Annotated in this window: 19 protein-coding genes; 15 read left to right on the forward strand and 4 right to left on the reverse strand. The window is 34.6% G+C overall.

What is annotated here, in order from left to right; all coding sequences use genetic code 11:
- Nucleotides 1–79: 79 nt before the first annotated feature.
- The 5 genes from GMB29_RS04385 to GMB29_RS04405 all read left to right on the forward strand — a co-directional run bounded on the left by GMB29_RS04385 (nt 80) and on the right by GMB29_RS04405 (nt 6,500).
- Nucleotides 80–2,311, forward strand: coding sequence for a YhgE/Pip domain-containing protein (locus tag GMB29_RS04385; protein WP_136353769.1), 2,232 nt, complete (start codon nt 80–82; stop codon nt 2,309–2,311).
- A gap of 413 nt (nt 2,312–2,724) precedes the next feature.
- Complete coding sequence (locus GMB29_RS04390) at nt 2,725–3,489, forward strand: SDR family NAD(P)-dependent oxidoreductase (RefSeq protein WP_168733839.1); 765 nt, start codon at nt 2,725–2,727, stop codon at nt 3,487–3,489.
- A 955-nt stretch (nt 3,490–4,444) separates the two neighbouring features.
- Complete coding sequence (locus tag GMB29_RS04395) at nt 4,445–4,642, forward strand: YwbE family protein (RefSeq protein WP_136353773.1); 198 nt, start codon at nt 4,445–4,447, stop codon at nt 4,640–4,642.
- Nucleotides 4,643–4,758: 116 nt separating this feature from the next.
- Nucleotides 4,759–5,298 (forward strand): DUF1697 domain-containing protein, encoded by a 540-nt coding sequence (locus GMB29_RS04400; protein WP_136353775.1) that lies wholly within the window; start codon nt 4,759–4,761, stop codon nt 5,296–5,298.
- A gap of 182 nt (nt 5,299–5,480) precedes the next feature.
- Nucleotides 5,481–6,500: a LacI family DNA-binding transcriptional regulator gene (locus GMB29_RS04405; RefSeq protein ID WP_136353777.1), complete on the forward strand. Its 1,020-nt coding sequence runs from the start codon at nt 5,481–5,483 to the stop codon at nt 6,498–6,500.
- Between the two features lie 75 nt (nt 6,501–6,575).
- Here the strand turns inward: GMB29_RS04405 and yhfH are convergent, their stop codons facing one another.
- Nucleotides 6,576–6,710 (reverse strand): protein YhfH, encoded by a 135-nt coding sequence (gene yhfH / locus GMB29_RS04410; protein WP_136353779.1) that lies wholly within the window; start codon nt 6,708–6,710, stop codon nt 6,576–6,578.
- A gap of 271 nt (nt 6,711–6,981) precedes the next feature.
- Here yhfH and GMB29_RS04415 point away from each other — a divergent pair, with 271 nt between their 5' ends.
- The 9 genes from GMB29_RS04415 (at nt 6,982) to GMB29_RS04460 (ending at nt 15,473) form a co-directional block, all read left to right on the forward strand.
- The gene (locus GMB29_RS04415) at nt 6,982–7,719 is read left to right on the forward strand and encodes an MBL fold metallo-hydrolase (protein ID WP_136353780.1); all 738 of its coding nucleotides are present in this window, start codon (nt 6,982–6,984) and stop codon (nt 7,717–7,719) included.
- Between the two features lie 15 nt (nt 7,720–7,734).
- Nucleotides 7,735–8,727: a lipoate--protein ligase gene (locus tag GMB29_RS04420; protein WP_136353782.1), complete on the forward strand. Its 993-nt coding sequence runs from the start codon at nt 7,735–7,737 to the stop codon at nt 8,725–8,727.
- A 185-nt stretch (nt 8,728–8,912) separates the two neighbouring features.
- Entirely contained in the window at nt 8,913–9,524 is a 612-nt protein-coding gene (locus GMB29_RS04425) for a LysE/ArgO family amino acid transporter (protein ID WP_136353784.1), read from the forward strand.
- 329 nt (nt 9,525–9,853) lie between these two features.
- Entirely contained in the window at nt 9,854–10,033 is a 180-nt protein-coding gene (locus GMB29_RS04435) for a small acid-soluble spore protein H (protein WP_136353786.1), read from the forward strand.
- A 234-nt stretch (nt 10,034–10,267) separates the two neighbouring features.
- A complete protein-coding gene (locus GMB29_RS04440; RefSeq protein WP_136353788.1) occupies nt 10,268–10,681 on the forward strand; it encodes a VOC family protein in 414 nt (137 codons plus the stop codon).
- A gap of 201 nt (nt 10,682–10,882) precedes the next feature.
- Nucleotides 10,883–12,439 carry a fatty acid--CoA ligase family protein gene (locus GMB29_RS04445; protein ID WP_136353790.1) on the forward strand — a complete coding sequence of 519 codons (1,557 nt, stop codon included), beginning with the start codon at nt 10,883–10,885 and terminating at the stop codon, nt 12,437–12,439.
- A 249-nt stretch (nt 12,440–12,688) separates the two neighbouring features.
- Entirely contained in the window at nt 12,689–13,696 is a 1,008-nt protein-coding gene (locus GMB29_RS04450) for an ABC transporter substrate-binding protein (protein ID WP_136353792.1), read from the forward strand.
- Nucleotides 13,697–13,708: 12 nt separating this feature from the next.
- Nucleotides 13,709–14,704 (forward strand): ABC transporter permease, encoded by a 996-nt coding sequence (locus GMB29_RS04455; RefSeq protein ID WP_136353794.1) that lies wholly within the window; start codon nt 13,709–13,711, stop codon nt 14,702–14,704.
- On the forward strand, nt 14,679–15,473 hold the full coding sequence (locus tag GMB29_RS04460; RefSeq protein WP_136353796.1) for an ABC transporter ATP-binding protein: 795 nt from the start codon (nt 14,679–14,681) through the stop codon (nt 15,471–15,473). The genes GMB29_RS04455 and GMB29_RS04460 overlap by 26 nt, the downstream gene beginning before the upstream one ends.
- An 84-nt stretch (nt 15,474–15,557) precedes the next feature.
- On the opposite strand, the gene GMB29_RS04465 is transcribed toward GMB29_RS04460, so the two are convergent.
- Nucleotides 15,558–16,328, reverse strand: a complete 771-nt coding sequence (locus tag GMB29_RS04465; protein ID WP_136353798.1) for an STAS domain-containing protein — start codon at nt 16,326–16,328, stop codon at nt 15,558–15,560.
- Between the two features lie 252 nt (nt 16,329–16,580).
- On the opposite strand from GMB29_RS04465, the gene GMB29_RS04470 reads away from it, so the two are divergent.
- Entirely contained in the window at nt 16,581–16,937 is a 357-nt protein-coding gene (locus GMB29_RS04470; RefSeq protein ID WP_136353799.1) for a hypothetical protein, read from the forward strand.
- Between the two features lie 246 nt (nt 16,938–17,183).
- Here GMB29_RS04470 and nagB read toward each other — a convergent pair whose 3' ends face one another.
- Both nagB and nagA read right to left on the reverse strand, forming a co-directional pair.
- A complete protein-coding gene (gene nagB / locus GMB29_RS04475; RefSeq protein WP_136353801.1) occupies nt 17,184–17,930 on the reverse strand; it encodes a glucosamine-6-phosphate deaminase in 747 nt (248 codons plus the stop codon).
- 64 nt (nt 17,931–17,994) lie between these two features.
- Nucleotides 17,995–19,179, reverse strand: a complete 1,185-nt coding sequence (nagA, locus tag GMB29_RS04480) for an N-acetylglucosamine-6-phosphate deacetylase (RefSeq protein ID WP_136353803.1) — start codon at nt 19,177–19,179, stop codon at nt 17,995–17,997.
- Nucleotides 19,180–19,534: the final 355 nt, after the last annotated feature.

Below are 19,534 nucleotides of genomic sequence, written 5' to 3' on the forward strand. Positions count from 1 at the left end.
ATCCTCTCTTTTTTGCTAGTATTGACTAAATGAACAAAATAGTCATTTTTAGAATTATCCATTGAGGAGGAATGAACATATGTCTTTAATAAAAAACGAATGGAAGGCATTATTTAAAAATAAAAAAGTGATGATTGCTGTAATTGGGGTTTTATTTATTCCGTTAATGTATAGCGGCGGGTACCTTGGTGCTTTTTGGGACCCTTACGGAAAGCTTGAAGAGTTGTCTGTTGCTGTTGTGAATAATGATAATGGCACAACGTATGAAGGAGAAGAACTAGCAGTTGGAAATGAACTTGTTAAAAACTTAAAGGAAAACCCTACATTTGAATGGCATTTTGTTGATAAGAATAAAGCTGAAAAAGGCCTAGAAAATCATGAGTTTTACATGGCAATTGAAATACCCGAAAATTTTTCAAGCAATGCTACAACTTTACAAGCCGATCATCCGCAGCATTTAGAACTGTCATTCAAAACAAACAAAGCCTATAACTTTATTTCAGGACAAATTGGAGAAAGTGCTGTTGCGAAAATAAAAGAAGAAGTTGCCACTTCATTAACAAAAACATATGCAGAAACGATTTTTAATAATATTGAGTTAATGTCAGATGGAATTGGCGAGGCAAGTAATGGAGCAAATGAACTAAATAATGGTACAGGAAAGCTTAAAGAAGGTTCTGAAACCCTTGATAAAAGTCTACATGAATTAGTAAAAAAATCAGTTACCTTTAAAGACGGCTTACATGGAGCATCAACAGGTACATCTGAGCTTACAAATGGCATAGGCAGCTTAGATGATGGATTGTCGAAAATGAAACAAGGTCAAAATGAGTTATATAATGGATCCGTAAAAACGGAATCAGGGACAGCACAATTAGTAACAGGCCTAAATGATTCATTATCAGGAATGAAGGAATTACAAAAATCGCTCCCAACTTTAACAGCTGGTACAGAGGAGTTTCATAATCAAGCACCAAAACTAGTTGAAGGGACAAAGCAGCTTGCAGATGGAACATCTAATGCAAGTGTAGGAGCAGCTAATTTGTCGCAAAATTTATCACAAGTAACAAAAGAAGTAAATGATATGCTGATAGAATTACAAGGCATGCCATTACCTGAAGATAAGCAGCAGGAACTATTAAAATTAGCGGACGATCTTAACACCTTAGATCAAGGTGGGAAACAGCTATCTACAAGTCTAAATCAAATAGCAGCAGGGGCTGGTGAGCTTCATACAAGTGTTAGTGTATTACCGGCCAATACTGAAAAGCTCTATGAAGGTACAACTTCTGTACAAGATGCAATTAATCAATTAACTTTGGGACAAGAAAAGTTATACAATGGTGCCGTCCAAGTAAATGATGGCCAATCACAAATCACAGCAGGGCTCGGGAATTTTGGAGATAAAATTACTGAAGCAAAAACAGGATCAGCTCAGCTGAAAACTGGCAGTGAAGCACTAGAAGATGGAATTGGTAAGCTAGCAAATGGTTCGACAGCTTTAGAAGACGGTTCCGTAAAATTAGCTGATGGAGCCGACCAACTTGATGATGGTTTAAAAGAACTTTCAGATGGAACAAGTGAGCTTTCGACGAAGCTTGGAGAAGCAGCAGATGAAACAAAAGATGTGAAAGGTTCTGATGAACAATATGATATGATTGCAGATCCTGTAGATGTAAAGACAGAAGAAGTAAATGATATACCGAACTATGGTACTGGGCTTGCCCCTTATTTTCTATCTTTAGCATTGTTTGTAGGAACATTACTTTTAACAGTAGTCTTTCCGCTGCGTAAACCATCAGCAGCTCCTAAATCTGGATTCTCATGGTTTATAAGCAAATTTAGCATTCTTTTCATGGTAGCAGTAATTCAAGCAATCCTTGCAGATTTTGTTCTCTTATTCGGATTAGGGATAGAAGTAAAAAGTGTTGGATTGTTTGTTTTGTTTAGTATTTTGACAAGCTTAACATTTATTTCAATCGTACAGTTTTTAGTGACAACAATGGCTGATCCAGGTCGCTTTATTGCTATCATTATACTAATTCTTCAATTAACAACAAGTGCAGGAACATTTCCGTTAGAATTAATTCCTGATCTTTATCAGAAAATCAATCAATGGCTGCCGATGACGTACTCTGTTGCGGGATTTAAAGCCGTCATTTCTAGCGGGGATTTTGCTTATATGTGGTCACAAGCACTTGTATTAGTCGGATTTTTACTATGTGCTGTAAGTGGGACAATTATCTACTTTTCTTGGAAGTTGAAAAAAGAAAATCATAGAGCAAGTAATGAGGAGATGGCACACATTTAAAAAAGGTTTAGTTATTGGATTAGAAGGATAAATATGGTGAGGATTCAAATCCTCACCATATTTATGAATGAGAGAAGAAAGATTAAAAAGTGAAACGGTCATTTTAAGTACCCTGTATTTATTGGATTGACTACTGAAGACTTTTTTTTTATTGGTGTTTTGGCAAACTTTGTTGCTATTTGACAAGTAATGCGGAGGTTGATTGCAGCGAGAGATGTTCGCTTTCCGCGGGGCGGGCGGTGAGCCTCCTCGGCGTAAACGCCTGCATGAGTCTCACCTGTCCCGCTGCTCCCGCATGAGTCTCGCAATCTGCTCCAATTAACCTTAAATAGTTTTCGATTTAAAAGCAACAATGTCTTAGAAAATAGCCTTTATTTTAAACATTTAAAATCTGTATTTAGGAGGAAGTTAACATGCCGAAAACAGCTCTCATAACAGGTGCAACTAGTGGATTAGGGTATGAATTTGTTAAATTATTTGCAAAAGACGGATATAACCTCGTAATCGTCTCAAGAAATAAACAAAAAATGGAGCAAATCAAACAGTCTTTTCAAAACATTGAAATAAAGGTTATTGTAAAAGATTTAAGTGAACCTAATGCTGTAAAAGAAGTAATTGAGGAAATGGATAAGCAAGAAATCACCATTGACGTATTGGTAAACAATGCTGGCTTTGGTTTATTAGGTCATTTTGATCAGTTGGATATTCAAGAACAATTGAATATGATTCAATTAAATGTAGCTGCGTTAACGGAACTAACTTATTACTTGTTACCAAAAATGAAACAAAAAAAGGATGGTAAGATATTAAATATTGCAAGTACAGCTGCATTCCAACCAGGTCCTTTGATGGCTGTTTATTATGCAACAAAAGCATATGTGCTTTCGTTCTCTGAAGCACTAGTAGAAGAATTATCAGACAGTAAAGTTATGGTGACAACACTTTGTCCTGGTCCTACTAAAACCAACTTCGGATCAGTAGCTAATGTTGAGGGAACAAAAATGTTTAGTAGAGCAATGAATGCAGAAATTGTTGCGAAACAAGGCTACAATGCTTTATTGAATGGAAAGCGCGTTGTTGTAACAGGTGGTCTGAATAAAGCGGGTACAATAGCTGCGAAATTCCTACCGAGAAGTCTAGCTGCAAAAATAGCAAAGTCAATTGCAAGAAAAGAATAGTTTATTTAATATTCTCTTAGGATTTCTCAGGTCTCATACCTTAAATAAGGAGGAATGATGATGGGGCAGCAAGCATTTGATGTATTAAGGAATTTCATTATTTCATATTTAAGTGACTCAGCAGGACAGGATATTATTCTATTGTTAGCTGAGTAAGTGTAAATGAAATAACAGAACAATCGAACTTTTTCCGTCCAATGAATTACCATAATTCGAAAATTACGGTAACAACGAAACTTATCATGATCGAACAAATAGGAACCAACTATTACTCCCTTTCCTTAAATGATAGCGTTGAGAAATTAAAGAAGCTGATCGAGATAGGAGAAAAAGAGTGTATTCTTTAGATGAATTCTAGGATACACTTTTTTCTTCGTTTAAAACATTCACATTATTGCTTTGTGAGAAATAGTTAAAAGAAACTTGGAGTAAGGGAAAAGAATTATGATGCAATAAGATGAACCTAATTAGATTGTTGTAGGGGAAATACTCTTTTATTTGGTGTACCTTTTGTTGTATAACTTTTTGCTTATCTACTTTTGGCTGAGCAGTAAAAAATATAAGAAAAACAGCTTTTATAGATATTGTTCGATACTTGCATCATTTCAGTAAACTCTTGAATACAATCTTCGAAGTAGATTTGGATTTCATATCTACCTACATCCTTTCAAATGTCCTCTTTTTTATAGTATATCTATAAGGTAAAACCCCTTCGAATTACGAAAAATTGCTATGTTTATTGTGAGCCTTATATAACAATAGTATGAAAGCGATGAATGACCAGATTGTTTTTAAAAGCAATCTAGGATTCATATTTAGTTTTTTGTAAGACTTCTATAGGGATATTTTCCATTTGTTATGTAATTTAATGTCTTTTTGAAGTTTGCTTTATATATGCTAGTGATCCATAATAGATTTGCTATACCTAGTAGGAAACTAAAGGAGTTATTATTGTATGACAGGAACCAAAAGAGAAGATATTAAACAAGGGACAAAGGTAAGAGTGGTACAAAAACAAGACCAACGATCAGGAAAATTAACTGAAGGTGTTGTTTCAAAAATACTAACAAATTCAGCAACACATCCACATGGTATAAAGGTAATGCTAGAGAATGGGATCGTGGGCAGAGTGAAGGAAATTGTTACTGAATGATAAATAAAAAAGGTGGTCAATTTTTGACCACCTTTTTTATTTTAAAAGAAGGATGATGGTAAAATAAGGATAGTTAATCATGCACTACACAATTCAAGAAAATGGAAGGTGTTTGAGTGACAATCTATATCGCATTGATACGAGGGATTAATGTAGGTGGACACAATTTAATTAAGATGCAAGATTTAAGAAATTCCTTAAAAAGTATAGGCTTAGGACATGTTCAAACTTACATCCAAAGTGGGAACATTGTATTTCAGTCTGAAGATAAGCCCGAAAAATTAAAATTACAAATTGAACAAGTGATAAAAAGTGAATTTGGATTTTTAGTTCCTGTTATCTTACGGTCATCTCCAGAGTGGGAAGAAATAATTAAGAATTGTCCTTACGCTGTAAACTCGATATCTGAAGGGGAGAGTATGCACTTAGCACTGTTGGAGACAGAGCCTACTAAGGCAAGTATGCAACAGTTACTCGCATTTAAAAGTGAAACAGAAGAATGTTACATAAATGGTAAGGAGATTTATGTCTATTTACGGAAAAGTTTCCACCGTGCAAAGCTGCCAATTCAGATTCAAAAGTTAGGAGTTTCAGCAACAGTACGCAATTGGAAAACAATAAAGAAGCTCGATGCTATGGTAAACGCTATGAAGTGATCCTAAGGTTAGGTGTGCAGAACGATCGTTATATTGATCATTGTACATACAAATACCTAGGGATGAAGGATTTATTGTAAAAAAAGGTTGAAATATGATTAATATTTTCATATAATTAATCCTGAAAACGTTTTCAGGTGTCAAACAAGGTGGGCAACATAGAGCCATGGGGAGGGAGAAATTTGTCTACCATAGAAGATGTCGCGAAACTGGCAGGATTATCAAGAACGACTGTATCTCGTGTCTTAAATGATCATCCATATGTTTCTGATGAGAAAAAGAGATTAGTTCAGCAGGCTGTGGAACATTTGGGGTATGTTCCAAACTCTGCTGCAAGAAGCTTAAGAAATCAAAGAACAGGAATTATTGCTGTATTAATTCCAAAAATAGCGACACCATTTTTTAGTCAGCTTGTCGAATATTTAGAGATGGCTGCATCTGCTAAAAACTATCAATTAATCATTTGTCAAACTCAATTCTCTAAACATAAAGAGCGGAAGTATCTCGATCTGCTTAAAACTAAACAGGTTGATGGCGTCATATTGACATCAATTGAAAATGAATTGTCAGTTATTGACTCTTACTTACATTTTGGTCCCATTGTACTTTGCAATGAAATGGTTGAGCATGCCCAAATTCCGATGGTGTACATGAATCAAGCGAATAGTGGCTATTTAGTTGCCAAGCATTTGCTTGAAAGGGGTCATAGACATATTGCTTATTGTTCAACAGGAATAGAAAGTGATGGAATGAAGGCAAGAGAACAAGGGTTTAAACGGGCCTTAACAGAAGCAGGCTGCAGTTTTAATGAAAGCGCTCACTTTAAAAAGAGTGCAACTGTAAACGATGGGAAACAAATTTTTAAAAAGATAGTGAATATGAAGGTTACTCCAACAGCTATATTTACTGGTGGAGACCTTGTAGCAGCAGGGTTCATTTCAGAAGCAATAAAACATGGTTGGAGCATTCCAGAGGATATCGCTGTAGTAGGATTTGATAATATGAAAATTTCGGAATTATTGGATCCGATGATTACAACAGTTATACCGCCTGTAGAAGAAATGGCGATAAAATCGATGGATGTTATGTATGAGAAAATACATACAAAACAGTATCGATCCATCGAAAAACATGAATACTCTTCAAAACTAGCAATTCGTGAATCATCGATGATGAACAGAACGCTAGTTGCAACATCATAAAAAAGGATGGCGAATAAATCGCCATCCTTTTTTATGATGTTTGCTATTGTAATAGTACAGTAGTTTTGGCACCTATTAAAGATCTGTTACATGTAAGCATTCATTGCAGATGTTGCCATAACACTCATGTTGTTCTTCCATATCGTTGCCACACTCTTTGCATTGTTTTTTAGGTAAGTTTCTGAAAAATTCAGTGATTTTCATGATCATTTTAAATCCCCCCGTTGATTTTGATTCGTTGTATTATAACAGTATTGTATTATAACAGATACGAATGTGTCAACACCTGTTTTGTAACAATTTTCGATTGAATTTTGAAAATTTTCGTATAATTAGGGGATTTAGTCGTTTTTGTGAAAATAGTCCATTTTTTATATCAGTGTTTTCGGCTCTGGACCAGGCTGCTTTCGCTTTTCAGGACTCGTCTTGTATAATAGGGTAATGAGTGAAGAGAATGGAGAATTGAAAGGGTGAAAAGCTCATGAAACTTAAGGTTATTGGCTACTGGGGAGGTTTTCCCGCTGCGAATGAAGCAACATCAGGATATTTACTTGAATCAAATGGTTACAAATTATTAGTTGATTGCGGTAGTGCTGTATTGTCTAAGCTTCAGGAGACCATTTCGATAGATGAGTTAGATGCTGTTATCCTTTCTCATTATCACCATGACCATATTGCAGATATTGGTCCATTACAATATGCAAACTATGTGACTTCTATGTTAAAGGGGACTAAAAAGACCTTACCTATCTATGGACATGCATTAGATATGCAAGCTTTTAATAGGTTAACCTATAAAGATGCAACAAAAGGAATTGTGTACGATCCTCATAAATCTTTAATGATTGGACCATTTACACTTACATTTTTACGTACCATCCATCCTGCACCTTGTTTTGCAATGAGGATAACTGATCAGAAGTCGACAATTGTTTATACGGCAGATTCTAGTTTTCAGGAAGCATTTATACCATTTTCAACTGGTGCAGATCTTCTTATCGCCGAATCCAATTTTTATGCGGATCAAGATGGTACAAATGCAGGACATATGAATAGTAAGGAAGCAGCACATATTGCGGAAGCTGCTAACGTAAAGCAACTGCTACTAACACATTTACCTCATTTCGGTGAGCACGATAATTTAGTGAAAGAAGCTAGTGAAGATTTTAAAGGACAGGTTGTTCTGGCAAGTTCAGGTTATGAGTGGAACAACGATTAACTGGAGGAGTTAAACATGTTTTTTATCGATAATAAAGGAATAACAGATCCAAGAATCAACTTGGCGATTGAGGAGTATTCACTTAAGTATTTAGATCCAAATGAATCCTACTTATTATTTTACATAAATGAACCATCGATTATCATTGGTAAAAATCAGAACACGATTGAAGAAATCAATACGGCATATGTTGAAGAAAATCATATTCATGTTGTTAGAAGGCTATCAGGCGGCGGTGCTGTTTACCACGATAAAGGGAATTTAAATTTTAGCTTTATTACAAAAGATGATGGAAATAGTTTTCACAATTTCAAGAAGTTCACTGAACCAGTTGTTAAAGCACTTGAAAAACTGGGCGTTAAGGCTGAAATGAGTGGAAGAAATGATATTATCGCAAGTGATAGGCGCAAGATTTCTGGAAATGCTCAATTTTCTACAAGAGGTCGGATGTTCTCGCATGGTACATTATTATTTGATTCAGAAATTGATAGCGTTGTTTCAGCATTAAAAGTGAAAAAAGACAAAATCGAATCTAAAGGCATTAAATCAATTAGAAGCCGTGTCGCCAATATTAGAGAGTATTTAAAAGAAAAAATCACAATTACTCAATTTAGAGAACTGTTGCTGCGGAATATATTTGATGGAGCTGAGAATATACCAACATATAATCTCACTGAGGAAGATTGGGGGAAAATCAATGAGATCTCAAAAGAACGCTACCAGAATTGGGATTGGAACTATGGAAAATCCCCTAAATTTAACTATCAGCATTCACACCGATTCCCAGTAGGGCAAATTGATGTACGCTTGGAAGTGCATAAAGGAATTATCGAGAATTGTAAGATATATGGAGACTTTTTTGGCGTAGAGGATGTTGAAGAAATTGAAGCAGCATTGGCAGGTGCTCGGTACGATAAAGGTGAAATGGATAAAGCGCTTGAAAAGATCGATGTAAAGAAATATTTCGGAAATATTGAAAAAGCTGATTTTCTAAATCTTATCTATTAAGAATACTAAATAAAATCGGAAATAAAGATGAGTTTGGAGATCTTCTCTAAACTCATTTTATTTTTCTTCCTATTTGTTTACTAATTTTTTTTTTTTTTTTTCGAAAAATCTAAAAAGAATGAAGAGATTTACTCTGACTAAATGATAGTATAATAAAGTATGAGATAGAAAGGATTGAACGATTCATGATAAATGCTGTTATACATGGTGTTATTTTGGCTTTTGGATTAATTCTTCCATTGGGCGTACAAAATGTTTTTGTTTTTAATCAAGGTGCAACCCAAAAGGAATTTAATAAAACTTTACCAGTTATTATTACTGCTTCAATATGTGATTCAATCCTTATATCTTTAGCTGTATTAGGTGTATCAGTTATTGTTTTGGGTATCTACTGGGTTAAATTGCTGTTATTAGTAGTTGGAATTATTTTTTTATTTTATATGGGCTTTATGACTTGGAAAAGCAAACCTGCTACATATTCTACTGCTGATAAGGCTCTTTCTCCAAAAAAGCAAATTGCATTTGCAGCCTCCGTTTCGCTGTTAAATCCGCATGCTATAATGGATACAATCGGTGTAATTGGAACAAGTTCATTATCATACACAGGTATTGGGAAGGTTGCATTTACTATAGCGTGTATTGCAACTTCTTGGATATGGTTTTTTACTTTAGCATTAGTCGGAAGGCAAGTTGGAAGGTTAAATCATTCAGGAAGCTTTATCATGATTCTTAACAAAGTTTCGGCTCTCATTATGTGGGCAACAGCTATTTATTTATTTTCTACATTACTTTCTTAGTGTATTATTCATCTTTTATAAAAGGGAGTCATTCTTCGAATGACTCCCTTTTTGTTCCTCATATATATAAAATAATCATCGGGAACAAGAATAACTTGATGCTGCATTTACACCCCCGGTTCCCTTATACTTTGACCAAGATGGGAACTCACATAAAAGGGCGTGATCGATCCATATTCCTTTAATCACAATACGACATTATAACTATCATCAAAAATTAAAATGACTGTTGTTTACTTAACAATCTGGGAAATTAACCAAAAATGATGTATAACTTTAACTTTTGGATCAAATATTATAGTTGATGAAAATGAAGGGAGGTTGCAACAATGGACTCACAACGTGCACAAGAAATTGCTTCTTCAGCGACAATGGCTAATGTAACCTATAATGGACAAAATATTTATATTGAACATGTCGATCAGCAAAATGGAACAGCTACAATTCATCCACTTGACAATCCAAATGAAAAACAAAGTGTTTCTGTATCTAGCTTAAATGAACAATAGTGAGATAATCATGAAAATAATAATAAAAAAAGACAGTAGGCTTAGGCTTACTCTTTTTTTTTATTATTATTTTTCTATTTATTCTATAATAGAGGTATTCTACTATAGACGACTACGGATAATACATACAAAAAATTCACCTTGCGAGAGGGTACTATATTATAAATAAAAGAAATAATATTATTTAAATGTTGTGTTAAATCCTTATCCGTCTGATAAAAGGAGGAAAGAATGATGATAAAAGATTTTTGGATAAATTTACCTGTTGAAAATATTGACCAATCAATCGAATTTTATCGCAATCTAGGCTTTACAATTAATAAGTCTCATGGTCAAAGTGATCAAGCGCAATTAATTATCGGGGATCAGCAAGCTAATGTGATGCTTTTTCATGAAGCTGCTTTTAAAAATTTTACGAGCCATGAAATTGTTGACACAAAGCAAGCTACTGAAGTTTTACTTTCTATTAGTGCGGAAAGCAGAGAAGAAGTAGATGAATTAGCAAATAAAGCGGTAAAGGCTGGCGGGAAAATCTTTGGCGAACCTGCAGAACATCAAGGCTGGATGTATGGCTGCGGATTTACTGACTTGGATGGTCATCGCTGGAATGTATTATATATGGATATGAGTAAGATGGCGAATGCGTAAGATTAAAATCTTTCCAGTCATGAGGTGACATGTAAGAAAGATCACCTCTTTATCATAAATAGCCTGAAAAATTCGGATCATGCGTAAATGAAATCCATCCCACAGATTGCCTTATCAATTGTTATTCCATATAATTAATAAGAGGATGTTTTTCAAATAAAAATGAATGATAATTCATTCATTTGGCTGAGGGGTGGTAAAATGAATTTATCTTCACGGTTATCACAAACAGTAAAAGAGTATGGCGATAAGCCAGCGTTTATTTTTGAAGGGACTGAAACGTCATATTCGCAACTTGAGGGAGAAATTAACAAATTTGCGAATCGTTTACGAGAGTTAGGAATTAAAAAAGGCGATCACGTAGCCATTATTTTAGGAAACTCACCGTATTTTGTCATTTCATTGTATGGGGCATTAAAAGTAGGAGCAACCATCATTCCAGTAAATCCAATTTATACACCATATGAAATCGCTTATATCATTAATAATGGGGATGTAAAAGCAGTGGTTACATTAGATCTTCTCATTCCATTATTAGAAAACCTACATGAGCGGATACAAATGATTGAGCATATCATTGTGTGTGAAACCCCCCTTAGTGAAAACAAAGAAGAGCTAGATATTACAAAGCTATCAATCTTCCATAAGATGGTATCATTTACAAAACTACTTTCAACAAGTTCTTCCCAATTTGATGGCCCAGTGTTGGAAGATGAAGATGTAGCGGTTATTCTATATACATCAGGTACAACTGGAAAGCCCAAGGGAGCTATGCTTACACATAAAAATTTATACAGTAATGCAATTGATACTGCGAACTATTTGAAAATATCTAAAAATGACGTAATTGTAACAGCCTTGCCAATGTTTCATGTTTTCTGTTTAACCGTAGCTTTAAATGCTCCGTTAATGAACGGTGCTACATTACTGATTGTCCCTAGATTTAGCCCGCAAGTGATTACACATTTAATTAAAACTTATCATGCAACATTGTTTGCTGGTGTTCCAACAATGTACAATTTTTTACTTCAATATGAGAATGCAAGTCAGGAAGATGTACAAACATTAAGATTATGTATATCTGGCGGTGCTTCTATGCCAGTTGCTTTATTAAAGGGCTTTGAGCAAAAATACAAGGTTATTGTTTCAGAAGGATATGGTTTATCTGAAGCGTCGCCTGTGACATGTTTCAACCCGCTTGATCGACCTAGAAAACCGGGTTCGATTGGTACAAGTATTATCAATGTAGAAAATAAAGTTGTTAATGAATTAGGTGAAGAATGTCAGCCGAATCAAGTTGGTGAGCTCATCGTAAAGGGACCTAATGTCATGAAAGGGTATTATAAAATGCCAGAGGAAACAGCTTATACGATTCGTGATGGATGGCTATATACAGGTGATCTAGCAAGACAAGATGAAGAAGGCTATTTCTATATAGTTGACCGTAAGAAGGATATGATTATCGTTGGCGGATATAATGTGTATCCACGTGAAGTAGAAGAGGTTATATACAGTCATCGTGATGTTGTAGAGGTTGCTGTATTAGGTGTCCCTGACTCTAATCTTGGTGAAGCTGTTAAATGTTTTGTTGTTGTAAAAAACAATGAGTTAACAGAAGAATTGTTAATTGAATACTGTAAAGAACATTTAGCGAAGTATAAAGTTCCAGGTTCTATCGAATTTTTAGAAGAACTTCCTAAAAATACGACAGGTAAAATTTTAAGAAGAGCTCTTAAACAACAAATTTTACAAAAATAGTATTTTAATAGAATTATGGAACGAATTAATTTTTTTAAGAATAATAAATTGTCACTAAGAAGAAAAACACAGATATCCTTATCATATCTGTGTTTTTTGCTGTTTAATTGAAAATAAACGATGTTTTAAAGAAAAAAATATTATGAAAATATTCGAAATATATTGAACTAATTAATAGTTATTGTATAATTTAATCAATAAAAGCGTAAAAGCATAACAGGACAAAAGTGCTAAAAGGGGGATTATTTCATGAAAAAGGGTATGAAATTGGGAGTAGGTTTGATGTTAGCTAGCTTTCTAGCAATCACAGGCTGTGGCAATAATGATAGTTCAAAAGAAGGAGCAAGTCAGGGGTCAGGTTCAGAAGGTGGAAAAACCTATAAAATTGGTGTGAACCAAATTGTTGAGCATCAATCACTTGATTCAGCATTAGAAGGATTTAAAGCAGCTTTAAAGGAAAAGGGATTAGAAGTTGAATATGATGTTCAAATCGCCCAAGGTGATCAAAATAATAGCCAAACAATTGCAACAAACTTTGTTGGGGATGGAGTCGATTTAATCTTCGCTAACTCAACACCAAGTGCTCAAAGTGCATTAAATGCAACATCTGATATTCCGATTGTTTTTACATCTGTAACAGATCCAGTTGGAGCAAGTTTAGTAAAAAGCTTTGAAGAGCCGGGTGCAAACATTACTGGTACAACAGACACACACCCAGATGCGATTCCAAATACAGTTAAATTCATTAATGAAAATATCGAAGGTAATAAAGTAGGAATGATTTATAATTCTGGTGAGCAAAACTCTGTTGCACAAATTGACCTTGTTAAAGAGGCGATGAAAGGCACTGAGTTAGAAGTTGTAGAAGCATCTGTATCAACATCAGCAGAAGTAAAGCAAGCGACAGAATCATTAGTTGGAAAAGTAGATTCATTATACGTAATCACAGATAATACGGTTGTTTCAGCACTTGAAAGTGTCATAGGTGTTGCAAGTGATTCAGACATTCCGTTATTTGTCGGTGAATTAGATTCTGTAAAACGTGGCGGATTCGCGGCATACGGATTTGACTACTATGATATCGGCTTTGAAGCGGGAGAAATGGCTGCAAGTATTTTAACTGGTGAGAAGAAAGCAAGTGAGCTTCCCGTTCAATATCCACAAAAGCTGAAATTACAAATTAACGCAAAAGCAGCAGAAGATATGGGAATTGAGATTAAGGAAGAATGGAAAGAAGAAGCAGAAATTATTGAATAAAGGTGATAAGTTATGTTTACAGCCCTATTTGGATCAGTAGAGTCAGGCTTAATCTATGCGATTATGGCTCTAGGAGTATACCTGTCATTTCGAATATTAGACTTCCCAGATTTAACAGTCGACGGTAGCTTTGTAACAGGTGCTGCAATAAGCGCTGTTCTGATTGTTAATGGTGTTAATCCTTTCTTAGCTACATTAGTCGCATTAATGATTGGCTTTTTAGCTGGCTGTATCACAGGGTTGCTGCATACGAAAGGAAATATTAACCCACTATTAGCGGGGATTTTAATGATGATTGCCCTATATTCGATTAATCTTAGAATTATGGGGAAATCAAATGTACCACTTTTACAAGAAGACACTGTGTTTACACTTATTTTGGATTTCTGGAATAAGCTTGGGATTGATGCCTTTTTACAGCAGCTTTTCGTATCAATTGGCTTAGAAGGATTTATTCCAAAAACATGGTCAATTGTTGTAACGATGCTCGTTTTAATTTTAGTTATGAAATATTTATTAGACTATTTCCTAAAAACAGAGATAGGTCTTGCGATTCGCGCAGTTGGTGATAATCAAAATATGATTACAAGCTTTTCAGCGAATACAGACATGTTAAAAATTGTTGGTCTTGGACTTTCAAATGCACTTGTTGCATTTTCAGGTGCGTTTGTAGCTCAATATGGTGGATTTAGTGATATAGGTATGGGAATTGGTATGATCGTAATTGGTTTAGCTTCTGTCATTATTGGTGAAGCAATTGTTGGTGTGAAAACGATCATGCGTGCAACTGTGGCTGTTATTATTGGTGCGATTATTTACCGTTTGATTGTCGCAATGGCGCTTCGTGTGAATTTCTTAGACACAGGTGACATGAAACTTATTACCGCACTTATTGTTATCGGTGCACTAGTTATCCCGCAAATTATTGAGAAACAAAAGGACCAACGGAAAAGAAACTTACGCAGAAAGAGGGGTGTAAGTGTTGCTACAACTAAAGCAGATCTATAAGGTTTTTAATGAAGGTTCAGTAGATGAAAAGGTGGCATTAAACCATCTGTCATTAGATTTAAATGAGGGTGATTTTGTCACAGTTATTGGTAGTAATGGTGCCGGGAAATCAACATTACTAAACGCGATTGCCGGCCGACTGATTCCAGATGAAGGAGATGTTCTGATAAAAGATAAGTTGATGAATCATGTACGTGAACATCAACGCTCAAGATATATCGGACGTGTCTTTCAAGATCCTATGGCTGGTACATCACCAACGCTTACAATAGAGGAAAACCTGGCGATAGCGTATTCCCGTGTTCACAAACGTACGTTAAAACCTGGTGTTACATCTAAGCGACGTATGTATTTTAAGGAACAGTTAGAGATGTTGGGATTAGGACTTGAAAATCGTTTATCAGCTAAGGTTGGTCTTCTTTCTGGTGGTGAACGCCAAGCACTTTCATTACTAATGGCAACATTTACTAAACCTGATATTTTATTATTAGATGAACATACTGCAGCACTTGATCCATCACGAGCAGAGCTGATAACCAGTTTAACAAAAAAGCTTGTTGAAAATGGAAACTTAACAACATTAATGATTACACATAACATGCAACAGGCAGTTGATTTAGGAAATCGTCTTATTATGATGGATAAAGGAAATATTGTGTTTAAAGCAGAAGGAGAGGAAAAACAAGGACTCACTGTTACCTCCTTGCTTGAAGAATTCTCTAAAATAAAATCTGGCGGTACATTATCTGACAAAGCTTTGCTTATATAAAAAAGTCCTGCTCTACTTCGCATTAAGCGAAGAGGGGCAGGATCTTTTTTATTCTTTAAAAAGTATGAATATGCAATAATTTATTTATCTTTCCAATTTTTTACCTTGGCAACTAATTATGTATTTTAAACCGGCATGTGCATCACTAAATGTAAGGATATCTCTAAATTCTCGAATATTCAGGGCTAATTTTGGTTTTATTCCGACAACAATAAATTCTACTCCAATTAATTTCAAACAATCATATAATTTTTGGAGATTTTGTCTAACACTGTCATCAAAACTGTTAATCCCTCTTAGACTGATCATGACATATTCAATACCCTTAGAAACACATTCCTCTAAAACAGTTGATATGAGGGTTTCTCCACGAGATAAGTCTAATTCACCTACCAGCGTTAAGGCAATCGTTTTCTCCCAAATATTTAGTATTGGGGCTGATAAATCCTTGATTAACTTTTCTTTTTTCATTTCTTCCTCTGCTTGTAAGGTGACATCCATTAGCATCACCATGTAGCCTTCAATTTGTTCTGGATTATTATTACTTTTAATAGTTGTAATGACGATATCAGCAACAAATTTTCCACGAATATTAATTCTTGCTCTATGGCCTTCCTGCAATTCTTTCATAATATTTCGTTGGTAAATAGGTTTTTTATGAAAATAATCCATCTTTAATCCGATCATGTCCTCTGCTTTTGTCAGACCAAACAATGGTGCAATTGCTGTAAGAGATACAGTTGCTTTTGTATTCATCCATGTAATAGTAAATTCCTTATCAGCGATAATAATATTTTCTCCAATACTATTTAAAGCTTCTGTACCTGATATATTAATGGGTATTGGTCGATTCATCGTTTTTCCACCTTGTATACAATTTAATTAATTATATACCATCATACCTGTACTTTTAAAACATGAATGTAAAGGAAAATAATAATGAGGTTTATAACAAGCAATCTTTTTCTACTTGTACTTAGTTTTTCTTCTAAATTTCCGAATTGAAAGTTTTACACGGATTTACAAAAACTTTTGTTATCCTCATTCTACACATCATATAAACTTAAATAATGATGAGAAGTGATTATGTAAAGTGGAGGTGTTAATATGGGTAGAGGAATTCATTTTGATAATGAAGAACTTATTTTAATACTAACGGGCTTAACATCATACTTAGCTTTAAAAAGAAAAATAAAAATGCCATATCATACGATCGAAAATGTTTTAGTAGATCATTTTCAAGCCCCGCAATGGATGCTAAGAATGCCAGGTACTTCAATTTCTCTATTAAATATTTATGAAGGTAGTTTTAAGTATGCAAATGAATGGTATTTCCTTTCTTATGAAAGGACACAACCATTAATTATGATAGAACTGAACGGACATGAAAAATATAAATATGTCATCTTTCAATTAGATGATCCTACTAATGTAGCTGCAGAGATACGGAGACGATTAAGATGAAGGTCAAATTTCATTTGAAAGGTAAAAGAAAAGTCTTTCATAACGCAGATGAAGGCCAAATTTCATTTAAAAGGTAAAAGAAGAGTCCTTCATAAAGTTGATGAAGGACTCTTATATAAATCTATATTTGTTATTAAACACTAGGAATCATATGTGTTTGAAACTGATTGTCCCAATAAAGGAACACGCAAAATGAATGGCATCTCAAATGTCAAACAATTGGAGTGTCGTTCTGAACGAGATCATTTATTGAAATATTTTCACATTTTTTATTCCGTTTAAAGCTTCTTCATCCACAATTACAGTCGTATTCTGATGCTCTTTTAAAATAGATGCCGGGAAGCTTTCGCTTACATCTCCATTAAACAGTTTAACAACCGCATCTTGCTTTGCTTTGCCGGATACTAAAAGCAAGATTTCCTTACTTTTTACAATTGTATTGATCCCCATCGTAATGGCTTGTGTTGGAACTTCTTCTAAATTGTCGAAATAGCGAGCATTTGCTTCTCTTGTTGATGGAGCCAAATCTACAACATGTGTCTTTGATTGAAAGGAAGTTCCAGGTTCATTAAACCCAATATGACCGTTACTGCCAATACCTAATAACTGAAGATCGATTCCGCCATGTTGCTGAATCTTCCTTTCATACTCAGCACACTCTGCTTGTAAATCTGAATTTACGCCAGAGGGGATATTTGTTGATGAAGGATTGATATTAATGTGCTTAAATAGGTTTTCATACATGTATTGATAGTAACTATTATGATCTTCCTTTGAAAGCCCGATATATTCATCTAAATTAAAACTAGTAACATGAGCATATGATGTACCATTTCGCTTATGATCCTCAATTAAATGTTCGTAAACTCCTTTTGGTGTTCCTCCAGTAGCTAAACCAAGCGTTAAATTAGGTGATTGATTTATCTTTTTAATGATATATTCAGCAGCTGCCTGACTCATTTCTTGATAGTCTTTCACTTCAATTATCTTCAAAGTTCTCATCTCCCATTAATTTCATTATTTTTCAATGCTGTTCATAAAGACGAGGTTGATTTATTTACTTTGTAAATGCGATTTTTCCATTACATAAAGTCATAAATACATCCATCTGTTCATCAAGTACAACAATATCCGCATCCTTTCCAAGGGCAATGCTTCCTTTGCGGTTAAATAGATTCAATTGTTTTGCAGGGTTTTCCGAGGTCATTTTTATGGCGCTTTTTATAGTGCAATTTGTAAATTCTTGAATATTTTTAAAAGCATCCTTCATTTTTAATACACTACCAGCTAAGGTATCTTCATCTAGTAAAGCTTTCCCATCCTTTACTGTTACCATTTGGCCTCCTAGGTCATATACCCCGTTTTCCAGCCATTTCGCTCTCATTGAATCAGTTATTAATATCATGCGTTCATCAGTAATTTGATTGAAGGATAGTTTCACCATTTCTGGTCGTACATGAATACCATCAGCTATAATTTCGACCATAACATCTTTGTTTAGAAATGCTGCGCCAACAATGCCTGGATCGCGATGGTGCAGACCTGTCATCTGGTTGAAAAGGTGTGTGATATGACTAACACCATTTTCGATCGCTTCTATTGCTTGATCATATGTTGCCTCGGAATGAGCCATAGAAGCGACAATGCCTTGATTTTTAAGATAATGTAAAAGTTCACTGCCACCTGGTTGCTCAGGTGCAAGGGTAACAAGCTTAATATGATTGTCTGCGAGTGCTTGCCATTTCTTAAAGAGATCAACATTTGGCTGTAAAATATGCTTAATTGGCTGTGCACCAGCTTTTTCTTTATGAATAAATGGGCCTTCCAAATGAATGCCGATAATTTCTGCCTGACCGGATGTTTGTAAGGAATTAATATAATCACTAGCATTTTGTAATGCCTTATCTATAGCATCTGTATCCTCTGTCATCGTTGTTGCTAAAAAGCTAGTTGTTCCTTCACGCGGAAGTGTTGATGCCATTACATCTAACGCTTCCTTCGTAGCATCCATTGTATCGCTGCCATTTGCTCCATGAATATGGACATCGATCATGCCTGGGATAATACTATAGTTGTCAGGAACATTTATTATTTGATACTCAGATGTGTTCGGAAGTTGATTTAAAGATCCAACTTCAATAATTTTACCGTCATCTATCTTAATATAACCATTTTGAATGACTTGATTTTCTGCATAAATTGTTCCTTGTTGAAGAATTACTTTTGCTGAAAATGAATTCATATGAATGTACTCCTTCTTTTTCTAACTGTTAAGTTGAGAATATCATTTAAAAATAAAGTTGTCTATACCAGTTAATAGTAAACTTATTTGTTTTCGTGATATTCCAGCGAAAAACAACAAAAATTGGTATAGACATCTAGATGATTAGGTGTTACTATATTCCTGTGAAACGCTTTCAAGAAAAGTGTTTTCTAAAAAGAAGTATACCCTTTAAAGGAATGGTTTACATTTAGTAGTAAGAAGTTATCCTTTTTTAGTTTTTATTAAAGGCTCTTTTCTAAAAGATTGTTGTTTTATAAATACATTTTGTGAAGTAAACATTGATAAGTTGATTGGAGCGGAAGGTGCGAGGCGC

It is taken from the genome of Metabacillus sediminilitoris, assembly GCF_009720625.1.
Lineage (GTDB): Bacteria > Bacillota > Bacilli > Bacillales > Bacillaceae > Metabacillus > Metabacillus sediminilitoris.

What these genes read in the sequence shown, in the direction of transcription:
- GMB29_RS04420 (WP_136353782.1), top strand. Translation starts at nt 7,735, where the DNA reads ATGTTTTTTATCGATAATAAAGGAATAACAGATCCAAGAATCAACTTG.
- GMB29_RS04435 (WP_136353786.1), top strand. Translation starts at nt 9,854, where the DNA reads ATGGACTCACAACGTGCACAAGAAATTGCTTCTTCAGCGACAATGGCT.
- GMB29_RS04455 (WP_136353794.1), top strand. Translation starts at nt 13,709, where the DNA reads ATGTTTACAGCCCTATTTGGATCAGTAGAGTCAGGCTTAATCTATGCG.
- nagA (WP_136353803.1), bottom strand. Translation starts at nt 19,179, where the DNA reads ATGAATTCATTTTCAGCAAAAGTAATTCTTCAACAAGGAACAATTTAT.
- GMB29_RS04445 (WP_136353790.1), top strand. Translation starts at nt 10,883, where the DNA reads ATGAATTTATCTTCACGGTTATCACAAACAGTAAAAGAGTATGGCGAT.
- GMB29_RS04465 (WP_136353798.1), bottom strand. Translation starts at nt 16,328, where the DNA reads ATGAATCGACCAATACCCATTAATATATCAGGTACAGAAGCTTTAAAT.
- GMB29_RS04470 (WP_136353799.1), top strand. Translation starts at nt 16,581, where the DNA reads ATGGGTAGAGGAATTCATTTTGATAATGAAGAACTTATTTTAATACTA.
- GMB29_RS04450 (WP_136353792.1), top strand. Translation starts at nt 12,689, where the DNA reads ATGAAAAAGGGTATGAAATTGGGAGTAGGTTTGATGTTAGCTAGCTTT.
- GMB29_RS04390 (WP_168733839.1), top strand. Translation starts at nt 2,725, where the DNA reads ATGCCGAAAACAGCTCTCATAACAGGTGCAACTAGTGGATTAGGGTAT.
- GMB29_RS04440 (WP_136353788.1), top strand. Translation starts at nt 10,268, where the DNA reads ATGATAAAAGATTTTTGGATAAATTTACCTGTTGAAAATATTGACCAA.
- GMB29_RS04395 (WP_136353773.1), top strand. Translation starts at nt 4,445, where the DNA reads ATGACAGGAACCAAAAGAGAAGATATTAAACAAGGGACAAAGGTAAGA.
- GMB29_RS04415 (WP_136353780.1), top strand. Translation starts at nt 6,982, where the DNA reads ATGAAACTTAAGGTTATTGGCTACTGGGGAGGTTTTCCCGCTGCGAAT.
- GMB29_RS04425 (WP_136353784.1), top strand. Translation starts at nt 8,913, where the DNA reads ATGATAAATGCTGTTATACATGGTGTTATTTTGGCTTTTGGATTAATT.
- yhfH (WP_136353779.1), bottom strand. Translation starts at nt 6,710, where the DNA reads ATGATCATGAAAATCACTGAATTTTTCAGAAACTTACCTAAAAAACAA.
- GMB29_RS04385 (WP_136353769.1), top strand. Translation starts at nt 80, where the DNA reads ATGTCTTTAATAAAAAACGAATGGAAGGCATTATTTAAAAATAAAAAA.